Consider the following 17605-nt stretch of genomic DNA (forward strand, 5'->3'; position numbering starts at 1 on the left):
GGGCCGCTCACTCCCCGCCGTGCCCCTCCCAGACGGGGGCGGGGCGCTCGGCCCGGGGCGGCTCCATGAGGGCCGCCACCTCGGGGGAGTAGCCCCCCGGCCCCTCGCCATGGGCGAGCAGGGGAGGACGCACCGCGAGCCCCCGCTGCCGGTCGCGCACCGCGTGCACGAGGAAGCGCGTGGCGGGAGCGCCCGCGCGCGCGTGCACGAAGCGCAGCACCATGGGGTACAGCCGCGCCGCGCTCAACAGCCCGAGCACCTCGGCCACCCGCGCCGCCGGGTAGATGAGGCTCACCCGCCCCCCGGGAGCCAGCGAGTGCCGGGCGGCGGCCACCACCGCGGCCGCGTCACACGTCAGCTCCTGCTTGGACACCGCCCGCTCGTCATCCGGGCTACGCACTCCCGCGTGCGCCGGGCGGAAGGGGGGATTGGACACCACGTGCGCGTACGCCCCCGGGGCCCAGGACTCTCGGGCCTCGCGCAGATCCCCGAGCACCGGCCGCACCCGCCCGTCGCAGCCGTTGAGGAGCACGGCTCGCGTGAGGCGCGCATGCACCTCGGGTTGCAGCTCCAGCGCGTCCACGGGGCCCAGGCCGAACTGGCACACGAGCAGGAAGGACACCACGCCACTGCCCGCCCCGAGCTCCAAGAGCGGCCCCTCCACCTGTCCCCCCTCCGTGGCCGCGAAGGCCGCCAGGAGCACCGCGTCCAGGGTGAAGCGGTAGCCGCCACGGCGCTGCCACACGCGCACGCCCGCGGTGCCAATCGAGTCGAGCGTCTCGTCGGATGAAAAAGAAGCAGTGCTCACGCCGAGCGGATCCTCCCACACAACTGTCGGACCCAGGGCGCCCGCTCTATCCAACCGTGTACATGCCCGTGCTCGCCTGGACGTTTCCCGGCTGGCCCTCCGGGCGCGGGTGCACACCCTGGAGGCCATGATCCGATTTGCTGGAAGCTCCGTCGTCCTCCTGGCGCTCGTGGCGAGCGGCTGTGACACCTCGCAGGCGCCGTGCACCGAGAACTGTCCGGACATCTCCGGCGTGTACTCCATCGAGAACACCACGCCCGCGGGTGAGTGCGGCTTCAGCCCCTACCTGCTGCCGCCCAGCGTGCGGCTCGAACAGACCCGCGACGGGCGCGGGGTGCTCTTCCACGTCATCGATCCCACCACGCAGCTCGAGGTGCCCCTGTCCGGCGACGTCTACGCGCCCACGTCCGAGGAGGGAGAGGGCGTGCTCGGCTCGTTCCGGATCGACAGCCGCACCACCCGGCTCGCCCGCTCCGGCAGCGACGAGCTCGTGACGCTCGACGTGACCGTCATGGGCTCGGTGTCCCAGGTCGAGGACCGCCGGGTGCTCACGGCGACGGTGAACACCACGGACGCGCAAAGCGGCCAGGGCTGCACCGCCACGCTGTCGGTGATGGGCGAGAGCCGGTAGGGCGCCCCAGGCGGGCTTTACTTGCGCGAGCCCGCCATCCGCTCGGCGAGGTCGATCACCTTCGCCTCGACGTTGGAGTCATCCAGCTTGTCGATCTCCACGAGGCCCGTGGGGCTGGTGACGTTCACCTCGGTGAGCCAGTCGCCGATGACGTCGATGCCCACCAGGTACAGGCCCCGCTCCTGGAGCGAGGGCTTGAGCCGGGCGCAGATCTCCCGCTCGCGCGCGGTGAGGCTCGTCTTCACGGGGGTGCCGCCCGCGGCCATGTTGCCCCGGTGGTCGTCATGCGAGGGCACGCGGAGCACGGCGCCACACGGCTCGCCGTCCACGAGGATGATGCGCTTGTCACCCTGGCGGCTCTCGGGCAGGTAGGCCTGGGCGACGATCGCCTTGCGGCCTCCCACCGTCAGCACCTCCAGGAGCGAGCGCAGGTTGCGGTCCCCCGGCTGCATGAAGACGATGCCCTGGCCGCCAAAGCCCTCCACCGGCTTGAGGATGGTGCCGGCGGGGTGATCGGCGACGAAGCGCGAGAGCTGCGCCATGTCGCGCGCGATGAGCGTCTCGGGCATCAGCTCCGGAAAGCGCAGGCCGAAGAGCTTCTCGTTGGCGTCGCGGATGCCGGTGGGGTTGTTGATGAAGACGGGCGCGCGGCCGTTGTGCAGCTCCACCAGCTGGGTGGCCTGGATGAACTCGGCGTCGACGGGCGGATCCTTGCGCAGGAAGAGCACGTCGAGCTCGGACAGGGGCTGGAGCGCGTCGCCGAGCACGTCGAAGTGGCGGCCAGGCTCGCGGCGCACGGTGACGGTGCGCATGCGCGCCTCGGCGCGCGAGCCGTTGAAGCGCAACCAGGGCTGCTCGAAGTAGCGCACCTGGTGGCCACGGCGCTGGGCCTCGAGCATGAGCGCGAAGGTGGAGTCGTGATCCACGCGCACCGATTCGAGGGGGTCCATGAGGAAGCCGAAGGTGAGCGCGGCCATGAAGTACGCCTCCAAGGAGAAAGGGACAGCCCGTGAGTAGACGGATGAAGCCGGGCAAGCGACAGAAAAAGCAAGGGGGAGGGGGCCTTGCCGCCAGGAGCCGGCCTCGGGGACGCTCGGAGCCATGCCCTCGCCCCGTCCCGAGCCCGCCGTCGCCCCCTCGCTGGAGCGGCACCAGCGCCGGCGCGAGCAGGGCATTCCCACACTCACGGTGCTGGCGGGCCCCCCCGGCGCCGCCCTGTCCCTGTGGCGCCGCTGGCTCGACGCGCGGGGCCTGCCCCTGTGCGTCTGCGCGAGCACCACGCCGGAGGGCCTGCTGCGCCATTGGCTGGAGACGCTCGGCCAGGCGCGCTCGCTCACCACCGACGCGGCGGAGCACCTCGGGGCCGCCGCGGGGCTTCGCCCGGGCGAGCTGCCCTCCCGGCTGAAGGGCAAGACGGCGCACGAGCGCGGCGTCCTGCTCCAGGCGCTGATTCCCTCGCTGGCTCCCGGGGACGTGTCCGCCACGTGCCGCGCCCTGCTCCAGCTTCCACAAGTTGTCCCCAACTCCACGGGGCTCCTGGGCGCGGTGCTGGCCGCGTGCGAGGGGGATGCGCTGCGCGCGCTCGGGGCGGTGCATGCGCTCGTGCCGGGCGGCGCGGCACCGGCGATCCTGGTGTCGGACCCGGGCACGGAGGAAGGGTGGCTCGAGCGGGCGGCCCGCGTCTGCGCCAGGGCGTGTGAGGGCGTGCCCTCGCTCGTGGTGGCGCTCCAGGCCGAGCGCTCCGGGTTGGAGGCCTACCTGCACGAGCCGGAGAGCCATACACGGGCGATTGTGCGCGAGGGCCGGGTGGAGCTGGCGGTGCCTTCCGCCGAGGAGCTGATGCGGCGGCTGGAAGCGCAGGGAGTGCAGAAGGCCCGCGCCCTGGAAGCCCCCCTGCGGCAACTGGCGGCCGATGGGATTCCGGACGAGGTGCTCACCCACTACGGCGAGGCGGCCCGGAAGCTCGAGGTGGCGGGCCAGGAGTCCGAGGCGACGGACGGGGCGCGCAGCGAGGCGGAGCGCTTCCTGTATGGGGTGCTCGAATCCCTGCCCGCCACCCGGGGCCTCTTCGATCTCAATGGGAAGGCGGAATTCCCGCTCCGGGGCCGGCCGGTGGAGGTGGATTTCCTCTCGCGCCGGCTGCGGCTGGCCATCGAGGTGGATGGCTACCACCACTTCCGGGAGCCGGAGCGCTACCGCCGGGACAGGCGCAAGGACCTGGCGCTGCAGATACATGGCTACTGGGTGCTGCGCTTCCTGGCCGATGACGTGGTGGCCAGGTTCGAGGAAATCCGCGACACTCTGCTGGAAGTCATCTCGATCCGGCGACAGGACCTCGGAGGTCCACCGCCGCGCGGGGAGGGTGGAGATGCAGGGCTCTGAGGTGTCTCGGGTGGGAGAGCTGGTGTTGGTCTGGCTGTTGACGCGGGCGGAGGGCAAGGGGGCGCGCAGCGCGGTGTCCAGCGCGCTCAAGCCCTTCACGGCCCACCGCTGGAGTCCCGGTGAATGGAGCACCCAGCTCGACACGGCGCTCGGCGCGCTCGAGGCCGCGGGGCTCATCGAGCAGACGGCACGCAAGGGCCTGGGCCTCACCAAGGAGGGCAGGGCGCGGGCGCTCGGGTTCCTCGGAATGGAGCGCCTGCCCAAGGGACTCACCTGGAAGAAGCTGCGGCTCACCTGGCTCACGGCGCGCGCGTTGGATCTGCCCACCAGCCAGGGCGAGAAGCTGGGAGCGGCGGGGCACCTGCGCGCGGTGCTCGTGCAGAAGCAGCTCGGCTTGGAGCGGGTGGGCGCGCGCACGCTCAAGCAGGTGCAGGACGAGCTGTGCTGGAAGCAGCTCGGCGTGACGACGGACAAGCCCTTCACGCTCGCGGCGGTGCAGTCGCTGCTGCTCGGCCAGGTGCTCCAGTCCTCGCGCGAGGTGAAGGCATCCCAGGCGCTGGAGCAGCTCGCGGCCCGCAAGGTGGGCGCGCGGCGCACGGACGCGGAGAGCCTGCGGCTGGCGGCCCTTCAATCCTGGGTGCTGCCCGCCTCGTCTCCCGCGCCCCAGGCCAACGCGGCGCCCGCTCCCGCGCGCGCACCGGAGCCCGTCCCGGCTCCCACCCCGGCCCCCGTCGACGAGAGCCTGCCCGCCTTCGCCGAGCGCGTGTTGAGCACCGCCCGGGCCGCCAAGAGCGGATGGTTCGGGGATGATCGCGTCTTCATCTCCCATGTGTGGAGGGCGCTGGGGGAGCCGGCCCTGGACGAGCGCACCTTCAAGAACCGGCTCATCGAGGCCAACCAGAAGCGCCTGCTCTCCCTGAGCCGCGCCGACATGGTGAACCTGATGGATCCGGCGGATGTCTCCGCCTCGGAGACCCGCTACCTCGGCGCCACCTTCCACTTCATCGCTCTGTAACGCTTCCACATCTCGTCCGGCTCCCGGGGGAACGCCGATGAACCCACACGACTCGCGCCTCGCCGCCTTCCTGTCCGATCGCACCGAGGTCTTCCACTCCATCCAGCACCGCCACGAGGTGTGGCGCGAAGACCCCTTCGATGTGGAGTCCATCCACCAGGAAGCGCGCTCCACCTTCGAGCGCATGCTCCAGCGTGCCACCACGCCTCCCGGGACGCCCTCGGGACGCATCCTGCTGCTGCTCGGTGACTCGGGGTGCGGCAAGACACACCTGCTGCGCACCTTCCGCTCGCACGTCCATGAGCGCTCGCTTGGCTTCGTGGGCTACATGCAGATGACGACGTCCACGTCCAACTACGGGCGCTACGTCCTCTCCAACCTCATCGACTCGCTCGACCAGCCCTATTCCGAGCCGGGCGAGCCCCGCTCGGGCCTGCGCAAGCTCTCCGACGTGCTGCTCTCCCAGTGCGGTCCGGTGGCCGCCCTGCTCGCGGACCCCGAGCAGGATCCCGAGGAGATCCCCGTCCTGGTGGAGAGCGCCGCGGATGACCTGCAGAAGCAGCCCGCCTTCGAGAAGCTCGACCTGGACCTCTTGCGCGCGCTGCTCTACCTGCAACGCGATGACACGCGGATCCGCAGCCGGGTGCTCAAGTATCTGCGCTGCGAGGATCTCTCAACCAATGATCGCAAGGTGCTCGGCGGAATGGTGCCTCGCACCTACGACAACCACCCCCAGGAGATGGTGCAGCACCTGGGCCAGCTCATGGCCACCCTCAACCAGTCCCTCGTGTTGTGCGTGGACCAGTTGGAGGGCTTCGACATCGAGGACGCGAATCCTCAAGCTTTCCGGCAGGCCATGCACCTGCTGTGTGACTTCGCCGAGCGCGCGCCCTCGTCCCTGATCGTCATCAGCTGCCTGCACAACTTCTGGAAAGGGCTTAGGGACAAGCTCCAAAACTCCATCCTGGATCGCATCGAGCGTGATCCCGAGTCCATCAAGTTGGGCAATCATCGCTCGGCCGACGAAGCACGCCGCATCGCCGAGCGCCGACTGGAGCACCTCTACTCGATGGAGGACGCTCCCTTCGACCCCGCCGAACCCACGTATCCCTTTCCTCACGAGGGCTTCGATCGCCTCGGAGGTCTGACGACGCGCGAAGTGCTCGATGCCTGCCGACGCTGGCGTGAACAAGCGGTGCGTGCGCAGGCCCTCCCCGGCCAATTCCCACTACAGGACACACAGGATCAAACCCAGCCGCCCCCCACCGAGACCAAGACGCTCCTCGCGCTGGATCAGGCCTGGAACGACTTCCGCTCCACCCATTCCACGCCTCCACCCGAGGAGGATGGCCCGCTCGCCGAGCTGCTCGTGTGGGCGCTCAAGGCGAGCGCGGACGAGCTCGAGACGGGCCACCGCTTCGACGTGCGGCGCCTGGGCGAGGTGCTCCAGGTGGACGTCTCTCCGGGTGACGAGAAGCTGCACGTGGCCCTGTGCAACCGGGGCACGCAAGGCGGAGGGCTCGCCAATCAGATCGAGCAGACCCGCAAGGAATCCCGGGGCCGCACGCCCGTGGTCATCCGCACCAGCGACTTCCCGAGCAACCCCAAGACCCAGGCCGCCGCGGAGCTCGGCAGGCTGCTGAGCAAGGGCGGCCGCCGCGCGGTGCTCGAGGACAGCGACAGCCGCACCCTGATCGCCCTGCGCGCCTTCCGCGAAGAACACGGCTCCCGCCCGGACTTCGCCGCCTGGTTGCGCTCCTCCCGGCCCCTCACCCAGCTCAAGCCCCTGCGCGACATCCTCTCGCTGGATCAACTGCGCTCGGGCACACCTCCACCTCCCACCCCGGTCACCAGCCATGTCTTCCACAAATCGGCCCACCCCTCCCAGCGCCCCCACGCCGCAAAGGCCCCCGAATCCTCCGAGCCGGCCACCGCCTCCCGCGCCGCCGAATCCTTCTCCGACCCCGCCGAGGCCCGCGCCTCAAACCAACCGCTGAACCCCTCCCGCGACGAGGAGGCCTCGCTCACGGAGACCGCCCGCTACGGCGTCCCCATCCAGCCGGCGAGCGCTCCGAGCACCGACGACGTCTCGCTCACGGAGACCGCCCGCTACGGCGTCCCCATCCAGCCGGCGAGCCCACCCCGCGCCCCGCCGCCCGCGCGCCCCGAGTCCCCGCGCAAGCGCGAGCCCGTGCGCGTCGGCGAGACGGACAGCCTCTTGCGCGAGCCGGTGGTCTTCAATCCCGACGAGTTCACCCGGCATGCCGCGTTCCTCGGCGGCCCTGGCAGCGGCAAGACGACGCTCGCGCTCAACGTCATCGAGCAGCTCGCCTTGCAGGGCGTGCCCTCCATCCTCGTGGATCGCAAGGGAGACCTCGCGGGCTACGCCTCGGACGCCTTCTGGACGGCCACCGTGGGCGACCCGCGCCGGGCCATGCGGCAGACCGCGCTGCGCGATCGGCTCGACGTGGCGCTCTTCACCCCGGGCCATCCCGGTGGCCGTCCGCTCGCCATCCCCATCGTCCCGGACGGACTCGACGCCCTGCCGGACTTCGACAGGCAGCAGGCCACGCGCCACGCCGCCGAGGCGCTCGCGGGCATGCTGGACTACCGCCAGAGCCCCAAGGACAAGTCCTGCCGCACGCTGCTCGCCCAGGCCATCGATCAGTACGTCCAGCTCACGCGCGAGAGCGTCTCCCTGGAGCGGCTCGTGAAGTTCATCGGGGACAAGGATCCACGCCTGGTCAACGCCGTGGGGCGCCTGGACGTGAAGCTCTTCGACAAGCTCGCCGATGACCTGGACCGGCTGCGGCTCGACGCCAAGATGCTGCTCGACAGCGGGGCGGAGAAGCTCGACATGGACTTGCTGCTCGGCCGGGGGGCCCACGCGACCGCGGGCCGCACGCGCCTGAGCATCGTGAGCACCAAGTTCCTCGGGGACAACAACAACGTGCTCTTCTGGGTGTCCCAGCTGCTCATCGAGGTGACACGCTGGCTCAGCCGCAATCCCTCTCCCACGTTGCAGGCGGCCATCCTCTTCGACGAGGCGGACCTGTACCTGCCCGCCACGCGCCAGCCGTCCACCAAGCAGCCCATGGAGAACCTGATCAAACGCGCGCGCTCGGGAGGGCTGGGGCTGATGCTCGCCACGCAGAGCCCGGGGGACTTCGACTACAAGTGCCGCGACAACATCCGCGCCTGGTTCATCGGGCGGGTGAAGGAGAAGGTGTCGCTGGACAAGATGAAGCCCATGCTCAGCGAGGCCCGGGTGGATCCCGCGAAGATTCCCGGCCAGGCCACCGGCGAGTTCCACGTGGCCCGGGATGGCCGGGTGGATCGCGTGAAGGCCGAGCCCTCGGCGCTGGCCACCGAGCAGCTCTCCGACGACGAGCTCTTGCGGCTGGCGGCGCGCACCCGGGACTCCGGGCACCTCTCCTCCTGAGGCGCTCCTGGGGCTCGCCCCGGGGTCCAGAAACGACCTTCCCCGCGAGGCCCCGCGTCGTGCGCGGGTCCTGGCGGGGAAGGAAGGGACGGCTCAGGAAAGACGGCTCAGGAGATGTTGAGCTTGAAGGCCGTGGCCTTGAACTGCTCCACGGTCGTCGTCACGGTCGACGTCACGCTCGACGTCACGCTGCTCGAGCCGGTCGACAGGGGCGACTGGGTCGGGACGGAGGGCTGGGCGATGTGGTTGCTGCCCGGAGGGCCACTGGTGGCGAAGGCCTTGAGGTTCTCCGGGGTCATCTTGCCGATCGACTTGCGCGCGGGCTCGTTGTCCATCAGGAACTGGGCGGCCTGGCGCATCTGCGGCGTCGCGCCGCTGTCGGGACGGAGGATCTGCTGCAGCTCCTTCGGACCGATGAGCTGATCACCCGAGCCCTTGCCCTTGCCGTTGACGCCCATGCCCTCGATGAGCCGGAAGTTGTCCGCGAGCGTCTGGGCGGCGGCGTAGGGGTTCATCGCCCCCGTCTGCTGCGGCGCGGCGCCCATCTGCGGAGCGCCGATGCCGCCCATCTGGGTGGGCAGCTGCGGCATGGGAGCCGACGTGCTGGGGCCGCCCGCGGCCTGATTGAAGATGTTCATCAGGCTGTTGCCGGTGGGGGCCTGCGTGGTCATGCCCTGGGGCATGCCCTGGGGCATCGCCGCAGGCCCGAGGCTGCCGGGGGGCGCGCTGGCGACGAAGGCCTTCATGTTCTCCGGGGTCATCTTGCCGACCGAGTTGCGCGCGGGCGCGTTGTCCATCAGGAACTGGGCGGCCTGGCGCATCTGCGGCGTCGCGCCGCTGTCGGGACGGAGGATCTGCTGCAGCTCCTTCGGACCGATGAGATTGTCACCCGAGCCCTTGCCCTTGCCGTTGACGCCCATGCCCTCGATGAGGCGGAAGTTGTCCACGAGCGTCTTGACCGCGCTGTAGGGGTTCATCTGCCCGGTCTGCTGCGGCGCGGCGCCCATCTGCGGAGCGCCGGCGCCACCCAGCTGGTTCATCATCGCGGTGGGCAGCTGCGGCATGGCGGCCGACGCGGTGGGCATCTGGGTCGGCATCGGCATCGGCATGGAGGAGCCACCCAGGCCGCCCAGCTGGGACATCAGCGCGGAGGACATCGCGGGCAGCAGGTTGGGGTTGGCGGTGGGAGCTCCCGCGCCACCACCGGGGCCGCTGGCGGCGAAGGAGTTGAGGTTCGCCTGCGTCATCTTCCCGATGGAGTTGCGCGCGGGCTCGTTGTCCATCAGGAACTGGGCGGCCTGGCGCATCTGCGGCGTCGCGCCGCTGTCGGGACGGAGGATCTGCTGCAGCTCCTTCGGACCGATGAGCCCGTCACCCGAGCCCTTGCCCTTGCCGTTGACGCCCATGCCCTCGATGAGGCGGAAGTTGTCCGCGAGCGTCTTGGCCGCGCTGTAGGGGTCCATCGCCCCCGTCTGCTGCCCGCCACCCGAGAGGTTCACCGGCGCCTGGCTCTGCGCCTGCATCATGCCGTCCTTGGGCATCGCCTGGCCGGTCTGCTGGGTGGCGGCGGTGAGCACCTGCCCCAGCTGGTTGATGGCCTGCGCCAGCTGAGCCGCCACCTGAGTTGCCTGGGCCGGGTTGGGAAGATCGTTGCTGACGGTGGTGGTGGTGGTGGTCTGCGAGGTGCGGGTGATCGTGGTCATGGACGGGAACCCGGGAGCGAGAGGAGAGAGAGAAACGTCGATAAGCGCGAGGGGGGGTTGTGCAGACGATGTGCCAAGCAAAAGACTACCAGGGACACTGCAAATGTGGAAGAGGGGGAAACTCCCGGAACCCCAACCCTTACAGGGAGATACAGAGGGGAGTCCCCTCGCACCACACATCAAGCGGCGAGGGTGGGTGCCGCGGGGGCGATCACCTCCGGTGACGGCAGTCACCATCGGCCCGTGAGAAACCCCTCGCCCCGAGGGGAGGAGGGCGGTGACGGCAGTCATCGCCTGGTGACCGCAGTCACCACCCAAAGGCATGCGCCGGCCCGTCTCACCCCTCGAGAAATCGCATATCAAGAGGGGGTCCCGCGCTCGATTCTCAAGAAATGATTCTCTGAATCCCCAACCCTTGCAGGAGCCGCGCCGCAATGCCTTCCCAGGACTCAGGGGGAGGGGAAGAACTCGCCCACCTGCTTCTCGCTCCAGAACCACAGGCGTTCGATCTGCTCGCGGTCCTCGGCGAGCTTGGACACGGGGGCGGGCTTGCGGCGGTAGAAGTACTCTCCGGACACGCCGGACACCTCGTCGCTGGTGGCCAGGAACACGGAGGTGTCGGCGCCCTGCTCGGGGGTGATGAAGACATAGGAGAGCAGCTTCATGATGGCCCGGCCCCCACCCGTGTCGCGGTCCACGCCGAGCTGGGTGCCCACCGCGCCGGGATGCAAGCAATTGGCGGTGACGGAGGTGCCGCGCATCCGGTAGGCGAGCCCCTTGGTGAACAGGATGTTGGCGAGCTTGGACTGGGCGTAGCCGCGCCACATGCTGTAGCTGCGCGTGAAGTGGGGATCGGCCCAGTGGATGTTGCCCACGCGGTGGGCGCCCGAGGACACGGTGATGACGCGGCCCTGGGGCGCGCGCTTGAGCGGCTCGAGCAACAGGAGCGTCAGCAGGAAGTGGCCCAGGTGGTTCACGCCGAGCTGGGCCTCGAAGCCGTCCCGGGTCGTCTCGCGCCGGAGCGACACCACGCCCGCGTTGTTGATGAGCACATCCACCACCGGGTGGCGCTCGCGCGCCGCGCTCGCGAAGGCGCGGATGCTCTCGAGCGAGCCCAGGTCACACGGCAGGAGCTCGAGCTGGTTCGAGCCGCTGCGCTCGCGGGCGAGCTTCAACGCGGCCTCTCCGCGCTCGGCGCTGCGACAGGCCATCACGACCGTGGCGCCCCGCCGGGCCAGCTCCACCGTGGTGGCGAGTCCCACTCCCGAATTGGCGCCTGTCACGATCACCGTCTTGTTCTTCATCCGTCCGACTCCTGGCTGGGGGTATCCGGGAAGGGGGGCTCCGGAAAGCCATCGGGCCCATCTAGCACGGTGGTCCGTCTTGGGAACGGGTGGGAAAGGCCCGGCGGATGTCCACCGTGCTGACGGCCTTCAGCCGGGGTTACGGGCCGCTGGAGGCGTTCTCCGCGCCCATCCGCTAGTCGACACGCGCTGGCGGAGATGCGCGCCCGCGCCATTGCCATACGGGCGGGGCATCCCTACCTCCCGGCCATGAAAATGAACGCATGGATCATGGTCGTCGGCGTGTCGGGTCTCTTCGGCTGCGGAACCATCGCCGACATCACCAACAAGCAGTCGGACGCGGTGAACGCGGCGGCCAACACCACGTGCAACCGCTACCAGGATTGCGGCGAGATCGCCCCCGGGAAGAAGTACTCCACGCGCGACGAGTGCATGAACGCGGAGAAGGGCAACTGGAACGGCCGCTGGTCCGTGGCGGAGTGTGACAACCGCATCAACGGAGACAAGCTCAACTTCTGTCTGGACGCCATCGAGGCGACGGAGTGTTCCAACGTGTTCGATCAGATCAACACGGCCACCAAGTGCACGCAGAACGACGTGTGCAGCGGGGACTGAGCCGCCGCGCGGCGTGAGGAAAACGAACATGGCGAGGGCCTGGAATCTCCCGGTTCCAGGCCCTCGCCACGTTCAGGGGAAGGACTCTCCCAAATCCCTCCCCGCGTTCTCGTTCCCGTCTACTTCACGCCCACCGCGGTCCAGGCGTCCTTCACCTTCTGCACCTCCACCGACTTCGCGCCGTACAGGTCCGTGGCCGCCTGGACGGTGGCCTCGCGCGCCTGGGCGAAGGTGGTGTTGGGCGTCATGTACGTGGTGAGTGCACGGCCGAAGATCTTCTGGCTCTTGTCCATGCCGATGCCCCCGTCCACCCCCAGGCCCGACGTGCGGTTCTTCCCGCCCTCGGTCACCAGGTAGAAGGCGTTGTTGGCGATGCCGCTCGAGCCGTGCACCTCCGTCTGCTTCGGGTAGTTGCTGTAGTGGTCGATGGAGTAGCCGTCCTTCGTCGGATCGTCCATGTACCGGAGCGCATCCCCCGAGCCATTGGCCGGCGTCCACGCGTCCTCGCCCACCTTCCAGTCGAACTGCACCGCCTTGTTCTTCTGCGCGGCGTACCACTCCACGCCCGAGCCGATGATGTCGCTGAAGGACTCGTTGAGGCCGCCGGACTCGCCGTCGTAGATGAGGCCCGCGGTGCGCTCGGTGAGGCCGTGGGCGATTTCATGGCCCGCGATGTCCAGTGTGGTGAGCGGACCGGCGTTCTTCCCATCGCCATCGCCGTAGTTCATCTTCTCGCCGTCCCAGTAGGCGTTGACCATGGGGCCGCCGTCCCGCTCGTTCACGTGCACGTAGGAGACGAGCTTCTCGCCCTTGCCATCCAGCGAGTTGCGGCCGAGCACGTCCTTCATGAAGTCGTACGTCATCTCCGCGCCGTAGTGCGCGTCCACCGCCGCCTTGGTGCGCGCGTTGTCGCCCGCCTCGCCCCACACGTCGTTCGTGTCGGTGAAGGGCGTGGTGCCGCTGGCCGTGGACTTGTTCTTCGCGTCGTACGTCACCACGCCCCCGCCGCGGCTCTTGTCCTCCAGCGTGTAGGTGCCATTGGCCTGCTTCGTGGTCGAGAGGTCCACCTTGCCGCTGTACATCGAGTTGTCATCCGCCTTGCCCGCGGGCTTGCCCGGAGCCGGCGTGGAGGGCGTGGCCGGAGCCGAGGGCGTGGAGGGGCTGGCCTTGGCGTGCGGCACCTCGATGCCACCCATCTGATCGAAGCTCTTGAAGAGCTCACCGGTGTTGGCGTCCACCAGGTAGTTCATGCGGCGCGGACGCTCCTCGGCGCCGAGCGACGAGGTCTTGGTGAGCTGCACGTGGTAGGCGGCGCGGTAGTTGCCGTCCTTGTCCTGGGCGACGACGCGCTCGGAGGTGGGGGCGCGGTCGGTGGTGCCGGCGAACTGCTTCTGGGCGATGGCGAGCGCGTCCTTGGCCTCGAGCTTCACGGGCGCCGAGCCCACGCCCTTGGGGATGTTGGACAGCGTGCCCGTGGTGCTGGCCACCTTGCCGTCCTTGTCCAGGTGGCTGATGAGCTGCTCGGCGAAGACCTTGGTGCCCTCGTGGGTGCGATCCAGGCGCACGTGCGTCATGCCCAGCTCGTCCTTGAACACCTGGCGGGGGGTGACCTTCGAGGAGACATCGCCCCCGGCCACCAGGCCGCGCCCGGCGGTGGGGGCGGTGGAGCGCAGGTGCGTGAGCGACTTCTGGATGGCGTCCTTCGCCTCCTGGCTGTCGAGCGCCAGGGGACCCACGTTGGCGGCGGCGGAAGCGACCTGGTTCGCGGAGAGCGCCACGGCCGGACGCGAGGCGGTGGCGAACGTGGAGCCCGCACCGAAGCCCGTGGCCGCCGGGGTCTCACCCTTGGGCGTCGCGACCGGCGCCTGGGGAGCGGCGGGAGCGGTGCTGGTCGAGGTCGAGGAGACGATCGGGCTCTGCTTGTTGTTGATTTGCATGGCGGGAGAACTCTCGAAGCAGGGGTGGGAACCGCTCAGCCGATGTGGTTGATGTGCGCTACATAGAGCATCATGTGTGCCATTCACCCCACCTGTCTCCACACGCCCAAGTGCTTGATTTCACGAGAGGCGTTTTCAGACAGGTGAAAAAAGGTGGTGACTGCGGTCATCATACGCGGTTTTGGAGCCGATGACGGGAGTCACCACCCTGGTGACGGGAGTCACCACCCGGCGAGTCGAGCGGACAGGAGGGGACTGCGCGGGGGCGGAGCGGCGACTCTCGGGGCCTTGCTTCGGGCCCCGGCCGGCACGGACTCCGCCCCGGGGACTTCAGGGGTAGAGCAGCTCCACGCCCTGCAGACGCAGGAGCTGCTTGGCCAGTTCCTGCACGTTCTCCACCTCGGCCTTGCCCAGGACCTTGCGCATGCCCTTCTTGAGGTCGGTGGAGGCGAGGATCATCAGGTTGAGCACCTGGCGGTTGGTGAGCCGGGGATTGAGGCGGCGCAGCTGGGCGACGATGGTCCCGAGCTGGGCCACGGGCAGTCCCGCCACCATGACCTGGGGATCCTCACCGTCCTCCGCGTCCAGGCCCACCGCGAGGATGCGCGGGTGGACGAGCAGCGACTGGAGGAACTCCTTCTCCATCGGCAGGCCCACGCGCTTGAGCTCGGCCTGCATGGGGCCCATGTCGAAGCCCGGCATGACGGGCAGCACGCCCGCGTTCTCGTAGAGCTCGAGCACCTCGTCGTACTGCTGGCGGATGTCCTTGCCCGGGCGGCTGGCCTTGAACTCCTCGAAGCAGTCGTGCACCTCGGTCATCAACGCCTTGAGCAGGTAGTTGTCGCCGAGCGAGGTGGGCACGCCCAGCGTCTGGGCCATGCGGGTGCGGCGCTCGGGGACGGTGCTGGGCTCCTTCCACAGCTCGTACGTGAGGGAGCTCTCGCTGAGCACCAGCGACAGGTTCACCACGCCCAGACGGCCCGGGTTCTTGATGAACTTGGCGAGCCGGCCGTGCACGTCCTTCATGCCCGCCAGCAGGCGATCCATGAGCGCGGCGCGCAGCTTGGCGCGGCCCTCCATGGCCTCGCGGGCGGCGTCACCCCGAGGCGTCTCCTCGGACTTCTCCTGCTCGGACTGCTCGAGCGTCGAGGCGACGGCGGCCTCGCGGAAGGGCGAGACGGTCGGGCCCTGGGTGGGGACGTGGGCGCCACCGGTGCGCACGGACTGCTGGAAGCGGCTCTTCGCGTCCTGCTTGTCCGCGAGGCCCTGACCACCCTCCAGACGCGCCTGATGGCCGACCTGGCCACCGACGTCCATCCCGTCCTTGCTCTGGAGCGCCTTGGCGCCCGCGCTGGTGCCCTCGTTGACGAGCGCCTTGGCGCCCGCGCTGGTGCCCTCGTTCGTCAGGGGCCTGGCACCCGCGCTGGTGCCCTCGGTGCGGGCCTTGGCGTTGGCCCCGCCCGCCGCGGGTTTCCCCGTGGATTTACCCGCCGCGGGTTTCCCCGTGTCCCGGCTGTCCTTGCGGACATCCTCACGCAGCTTCTGGTCCGACGGGAGCTGCTTCGGAATGACTGGTTGTCCGATACGGACGGCCATGTTGCTCTACCCCTTGCGTGAAGGGTGGAGTTGTACACCCAACCAAGACAGGGGGTCCATGTGGGTTCAAAGAGCCCATCAGGAGCGAGCGGGCAGCCGCGCCCTAGCGGCCCTGCTGGGAGAGCAGCTCCGCGGTCTTCTCGCCGAGCTGCTGGACGGGATTCTTGCTGGCCAGCTGCTGAATCCTGCCGAGCGCCTCGCCGAGGATGTCCCCGAGCATCCGAGCCGTCTCGCGTAGGTCCGAGCCCCGGGGGCGGCTGAGCAGCCCCTTGAGCTTCTCGGAGGCATCCAGGAGCGTCTTGCCGATCTCCAACCTGTTGCTCTTCTGCTGGTCCATCAGCTTCTGGATGGACTCGGAGAGCTTGTGCTGGAGGGCCTCGCCGTTCGGGCCCTTGAGCGCCTGGGTGAGCTTCGCGCCGAACTCGTTGTCGATGACATGGCCGAGCAGCTTGCCGAACTCGCCGCCACCGAGGGCCTCGCGGATCGCGCCACCGTCCACCCCCGCCGCCTTCGCGTCGGCCGGAGGAGAGGACGCCGGGGCGTCAGGCACCTCGGTGCCGTTGAACAGGGCCATCATCTTCTGGATGGCCTGCATCATGTCGCCCACCTGCTGGAGCAGCTGGTCCTTGTTGTCGGTGGCGGCGGGGGTGGAGGGAGGCGAACCGCCGGGGGTCGAAGACTCGGCCATGGGGGATTTCCTATCGGTGGGGAACGGGAAGCACTACCACCCGTGGGTGATATGCGGCTTCCTATACCACAGCGTCCGCCAGGGATTGGAATGGCCTCCCGGGAGCGCGGGAGGCCCTTGGCGCGTCAGGCGCCGTCGCGATCTTCCAGGCCATGCTTGCGCAAGAGCTTGCGCAGATAGACGCGATCGATGCCGGCCTCGCGCGAGGCGCGCGAGATGTTGCCCTCACAGCGCTCGAGCAGACCCTTGAGGTAGTCGCGCTCGAAGCCCTCGATGAGCCGCTCCTTGGCTTCCTTGAAGGGCAGATCCAGCTCGGCGGTGGAGCCGCCCAGGGCCTGCTCGGCACCCGTTTCCAGGGGGGGCAGCTCCGGCAGGGCCTCCTCGCCCAGGTTGACCACCTGCTCCACCACGTTGCGCAGCTCGCGCACGTTGCCCGGCCACGGGTACTGGCTGAGCAGCGCGCGCGTCTGATCCGACAGGGCGCTCGGGGGTTTGCCCATGCGGCCGAGCACGGTGTCGATGAGCAGGGGGATGTCCTCGGGGCGCTCGCGCAGGGCGGGCAGGGTGACGCGCAGCACCGCGAGCCGGTGGTAGAGGTCGCGGCGGAACTTGTTCGCCTTGACGGCGCCCTCCAGGTCCACGTGCGTGGCGGCCACCACGCGCATGTCCACGGTGCGGTAGTCATTGGCGCCCACGCGCTTGACCTGCCGGCGCTCCAGCACCCGCAGGAGCCTGGGTTGCAGGTCCAGGGGCAGCTCGCCCACCTCGTCGAGGAAGACGGTGCCGCCCGCGGCGCGCTCGAAGGCGCCGGCGCGGTCCGTCTGGGCGCCGGTGAAGGCCCCCTTCACGTGGCCGAACAGCTCCGACTCGATGAGCGAGGGGGCGATGCCCGCCAGGTCCACGATGATGAAGGGGCCCTTGGCGCGCTTGCTCTCGTTGTGGAGCGCCTCGGCGCACAGCTCCTTGCCCGTGCCCGTCTCGCCCTGGATGAGCACGTCCGAGCCGCCCGGCGCCATGCGCTCGAGCAGGGTGAAGACCTCGCGCATCTTGCGGCTGGTGCCCACGAGCGCGCCGAAGTGGTCGCGCCCGGACAGGGGCATGGAGCGCTCGCGGGTGTCCTCGGGCACCACCTTGAGCTCGGTGGTGCCCAGGGTGATGACGCTGCCCGGGCGCAGTTCCATCTGCGAGAAGCGCAACCCCTCGCAGAACGAGCCGTTGCGCGAGTCGAGATCGACCGCCCGCACATGCTCCTCATGCACCTCGATCCGCAGGTGCTGGCGCGAGATGGTCTTGTCGGCCAGGATGATGTCGCACGTGGGAGCCTTGCCCACGATGTACTCACGCTGGTCGAGCGAATAGCCGCGGCCCGCGTCGGCACCGGACAACACGAGCAGTTTCATCCGCACGCGGCCGGAAGCGACGCGCTGAAGAGTCGCCGTCGCATCCAAATTCTCATCTTCCTCGTAAGACGACACGATAGGGAC

The 17605-nt window shown here is 69.4% G+C and carries 14 protein-coding genes; 5 read left to right on the plus strand and 9 right to left on the minus strand.

All coding sequences use genetic code 11. The features are described 5' to 3' along the window. Positions 1 to 7: 7 nt before the first annotated feature. Positions 8 to 808, minus strand: a complete 801-nt coding sequence (locus F0U63_RS00240; RefSeq protein ID WP_395842461.1) for a tRNA1(Val) (adenine(37)-N6)-methyltransferase — start codon at positions 806 to 808, stop codon at positions 8 to 10. Positions 809 to 935: 127 nt separating this feature from the next. Between F0U63_RS00240 and F0U63_RS00245 the strand changes: the two genes are divergently transcribed. After that, entirely contained in the window at positions 936 to 1439 is a 504-nt protein-coding gene (locus tag F0U63_RS00245) for a hypothetical protein (protein WP_395842463.1), read from the plus strand. Between the two features lie 17 nt (positions 1440 to 1456). Here the strand turns inward: F0U63_RS00245 and gshB are convergent, their stop codons facing one another. Continuing rightward, positions 1457 to 2416, minus strand: a complete 960-nt coding sequence (gshB, locus tag F0U63_RS00250) for a glutathione synthase (protein WP_395842466.1) — start codon at positions 2414 to 2416, stop codon at positions 1457 to 1459. A 124-nt stretch (positions 2417 to 2540) separates the two neighbouring features. Here gshB and F0U63_RS00255 point away from each other — a divergent pair, with 124 nt between their 5' ends. Both F0U63_RS00255 and F0U63_RS00260 read left to right on the plus strand, forming a co-directional pair. Beyond that, a complete protein-coding gene (locus F0U63_RS00255) occupies positions 2541 to 3821 on the plus strand; it encodes a DUF559 domain-containing protein (protein ID WP_395842469.1) in 1281 nt (426 codons plus the stop codon). Continuing rightward, on the plus strand, positions 3808 to 4836 hold the full coding sequence (locus F0U63_RS00260; RefSeq protein WP_395842472.1) for a hypothetical protein: 1029 nt from the start codon (positions 3808 to 3810) through the stop codon (positions 4834 to 4836). Before F0U63_RS00255 ends, F0U63_RS00260 begins: the two co-directional genes overlap by 14 nt. 673 nt (positions 4837 to 5509) lie before the next feature. Here F0U63_RS00260 and F0U63_RS00265 read toward each other — a convergent pair. After that, positions 5510 to 5896 (minus strand): hypothetical protein, encoded by a 387-nt coding sequence (locus tag F0U63_RS00265; RefSeq protein ID WP_395842475.1) that lies wholly within the window; start codon positions 5894 to 5896, stop codon positions 5510 to 5512. A 9-nt stretch (positions 5897 to 5905) separates the two neighbouring features. On the opposite strand from F0U63_RS00265, the gene F0U63_RS00270 reads away from it, so the two are divergent. After that, positions 5906 to 8278: a helicase HerA domain-containing protein gene (locus F0U63_RS00270; protein WP_395842477.1), complete on the plus strand. Its 2373-nt coding sequence runs from the start codon at positions 5906 to 5908 to the stop codon at positions 8276 to 8278. Between the two features lie 107 nt (positions 8279 to 8385). On the opposite strand, the gene F0U63_RS00275 is transcribed toward F0U63_RS00270, so the two are convergent. Further along, positions 8386 to 9981, minus strand: coding sequence for a hypothetical protein (locus F0U63_RS00275; RefSeq protein ID WP_395842480.1), 1596 nt, complete (start codon positions 9979 to 9981; stop codon positions 8386 to 8388). A gap of 449 nt (positions 9982 to 10430) precedes the next feature. Further along, positions 10431 to 11285 carry an SDR family oxidoreductase gene (locus tag F0U63_RS00280; protein WP_395842482.1) on the minus strand — a complete coding sequence of 285 codons (855 nt, stop codon included), beginning with the start codon at positions 11283 to 11285 and terminating at the stop codon, positions 10431 to 10433. Between the two features lie 255 nt (positions 11286 to 11540). Here F0U63_RS00280 and F0U63_RS00285 point away from each other — a divergent pair, with 255 nt between their 5' ends. Continuing rightward, on the plus strand, positions 11541 to 11900 hold the full coding sequence (locus F0U63_RS00285) for a DUF6184 family natural product biosynthesis lipoprotein (protein ID WP_395842485.1): 360 nt from the start codon (positions 11541 to 11543) through the stop codon (positions 11898 to 11900). 119 nt (positions 11901 to 12019) lie between these two features. On the opposite strand, the gene F0U63_RS00290 is transcribed toward F0U63_RS00285, so the two are convergent. From F0U63_RS00290 to F0U63_RS00305, 4 genes are all read right to left on the minus strand, one after another. Then, positions 12020 to 13837, minus strand: coding sequence for a M4 family metallopeptidase (locus tag F0U63_RS00290; RefSeq protein ID WP_395842487.1), 1818 nt, complete (start codon positions 13835 to 13837; stop codon positions 12020 to 12022). 330 nt (positions 13838 to 14167) lie between these two features. Next, the gene (locus F0U63_RS00295) at positions 14168 to 15433 is read right to left on the minus strand and encodes a hypothetical protein (RefSeq protein WP_395842490.1); all 1266 of its coding nucleotides are present in this window, start codon (positions 15431 to 15433) and stop codon (positions 14168 to 14170) included. A gap of 103 nt (positions 15434 to 15536) precedes the next feature. Next, positions 15537 to 16121, minus strand: a complete 585-nt coding sequence (locus F0U63_RS00300; RefSeq protein ID WP_395842492.1) for a hypothetical protein — start codon at positions 16119 to 16121, stop codon at positions 15537 to 15539. 125 nt (positions 16122 to 16246) lie between these two features. Then, positions 16247 to 17599 (minus strand): sigma 54-interacting transcriptional regulator, encoded by a 1353-nt coding sequence (locus F0U63_RS00305; RefSeq protein ID WP_395848548.1) that lies wholly within the window; start codon positions 17597 to 17599, stop codon positions 16247 to 16249. Positions 17600 to 17605 lie beyond the last annotated feature (6 nt).

Source organism: Cystobacter fuscus, assembly GCF_044360685.1.
In the GTDB taxonomy this organism is placed as follows: Bacteria; Myxococcota; Myxococcia; order Myxococcales; family Myxococcaceae; genus Cystobacter; species Cystobacter fuscus_C.

Excerpts from the sequence above, each read along its gene's own strand:
- F0U63_RS00300 (WP_395842492.1), bottom strand. The coding sequence starts at position 16,121 with ATGGCCGAGTCTTCGACCCCCGGCGGTTCGCCTCCCTCCACCCCCGCC.
- gshB (WP_395842466.1), bottom strand. The coding sequence starts at position 2,416 with ATGGCCGCGCTCACCTTCGGCTTCCTCATGGACCCCCTCGAATCGGTG.
- F0U63_RS00255 (WP_395842469.1), top strand. The coding sequence starts at position 2,541 with ATGCCCTCGCCCCGTCCCGAGCCCGCCGTCGCCCCCTCGCTGGAGCGG.
- F0U63_RS00290 (WP_395842487.1), bottom strand. The coding sequence starts at position 13,837 with ATGCAAATCAACAACAAGCAGAGCCCGATCGTCTCCTCGACCTCGACC.
- F0U63_RS00295 (WP_395842490.1), bottom strand. The coding sequence starts at position 15,433 with ATGGCCGTCCGTATCGGACAACCAGTCATTCCGAAGCAGCTCCCGTCG.
- F0U63_RS00280 (WP_395842482.1), bottom strand. The coding sequence starts at position 11,285 with ATGAAGAACAAGACGGTGATCGTGACAGGCGCCAATTCGGGAGTGGGA.
- F0U63_RS00270 (WP_395842477.1), top strand. The coding sequence starts at position 5,906 with ATGGAGGACGCTCCCTTCGACCCCGCCGAACCCACGTATCCCTTTCCT.
- F0U63_RS00285 (WP_395842485.1), top strand. The coding sequence starts at position 11,541 with ATGAACGCATGGATCATGGTCGTCGGCGTGTCGGGTCTCTTCGGCTGC.
- F0U63_RS00260 (WP_395842472.1), top strand. The coding sequence starts at position 3,808 with ATGCAGGGCTCTGAGGTGTCTCGGGTGGGAGAGCTGGTGTTGGTCTGG.
- F0U63_RS00245 (WP_395842463.1), top strand. The coding sequence starts at position 936 with ATGATCCGATTTGCTGGAAGCTCCGTCGTCCTCCTGGCGCTCGTGGCG.
- F0U63_RS00275 (WP_395842480.1), bottom strand. The coding sequence starts at position 9,981 with ATGACCACGATCACCCGCACCTCGCAGACCACCACCACCACCACCGTC.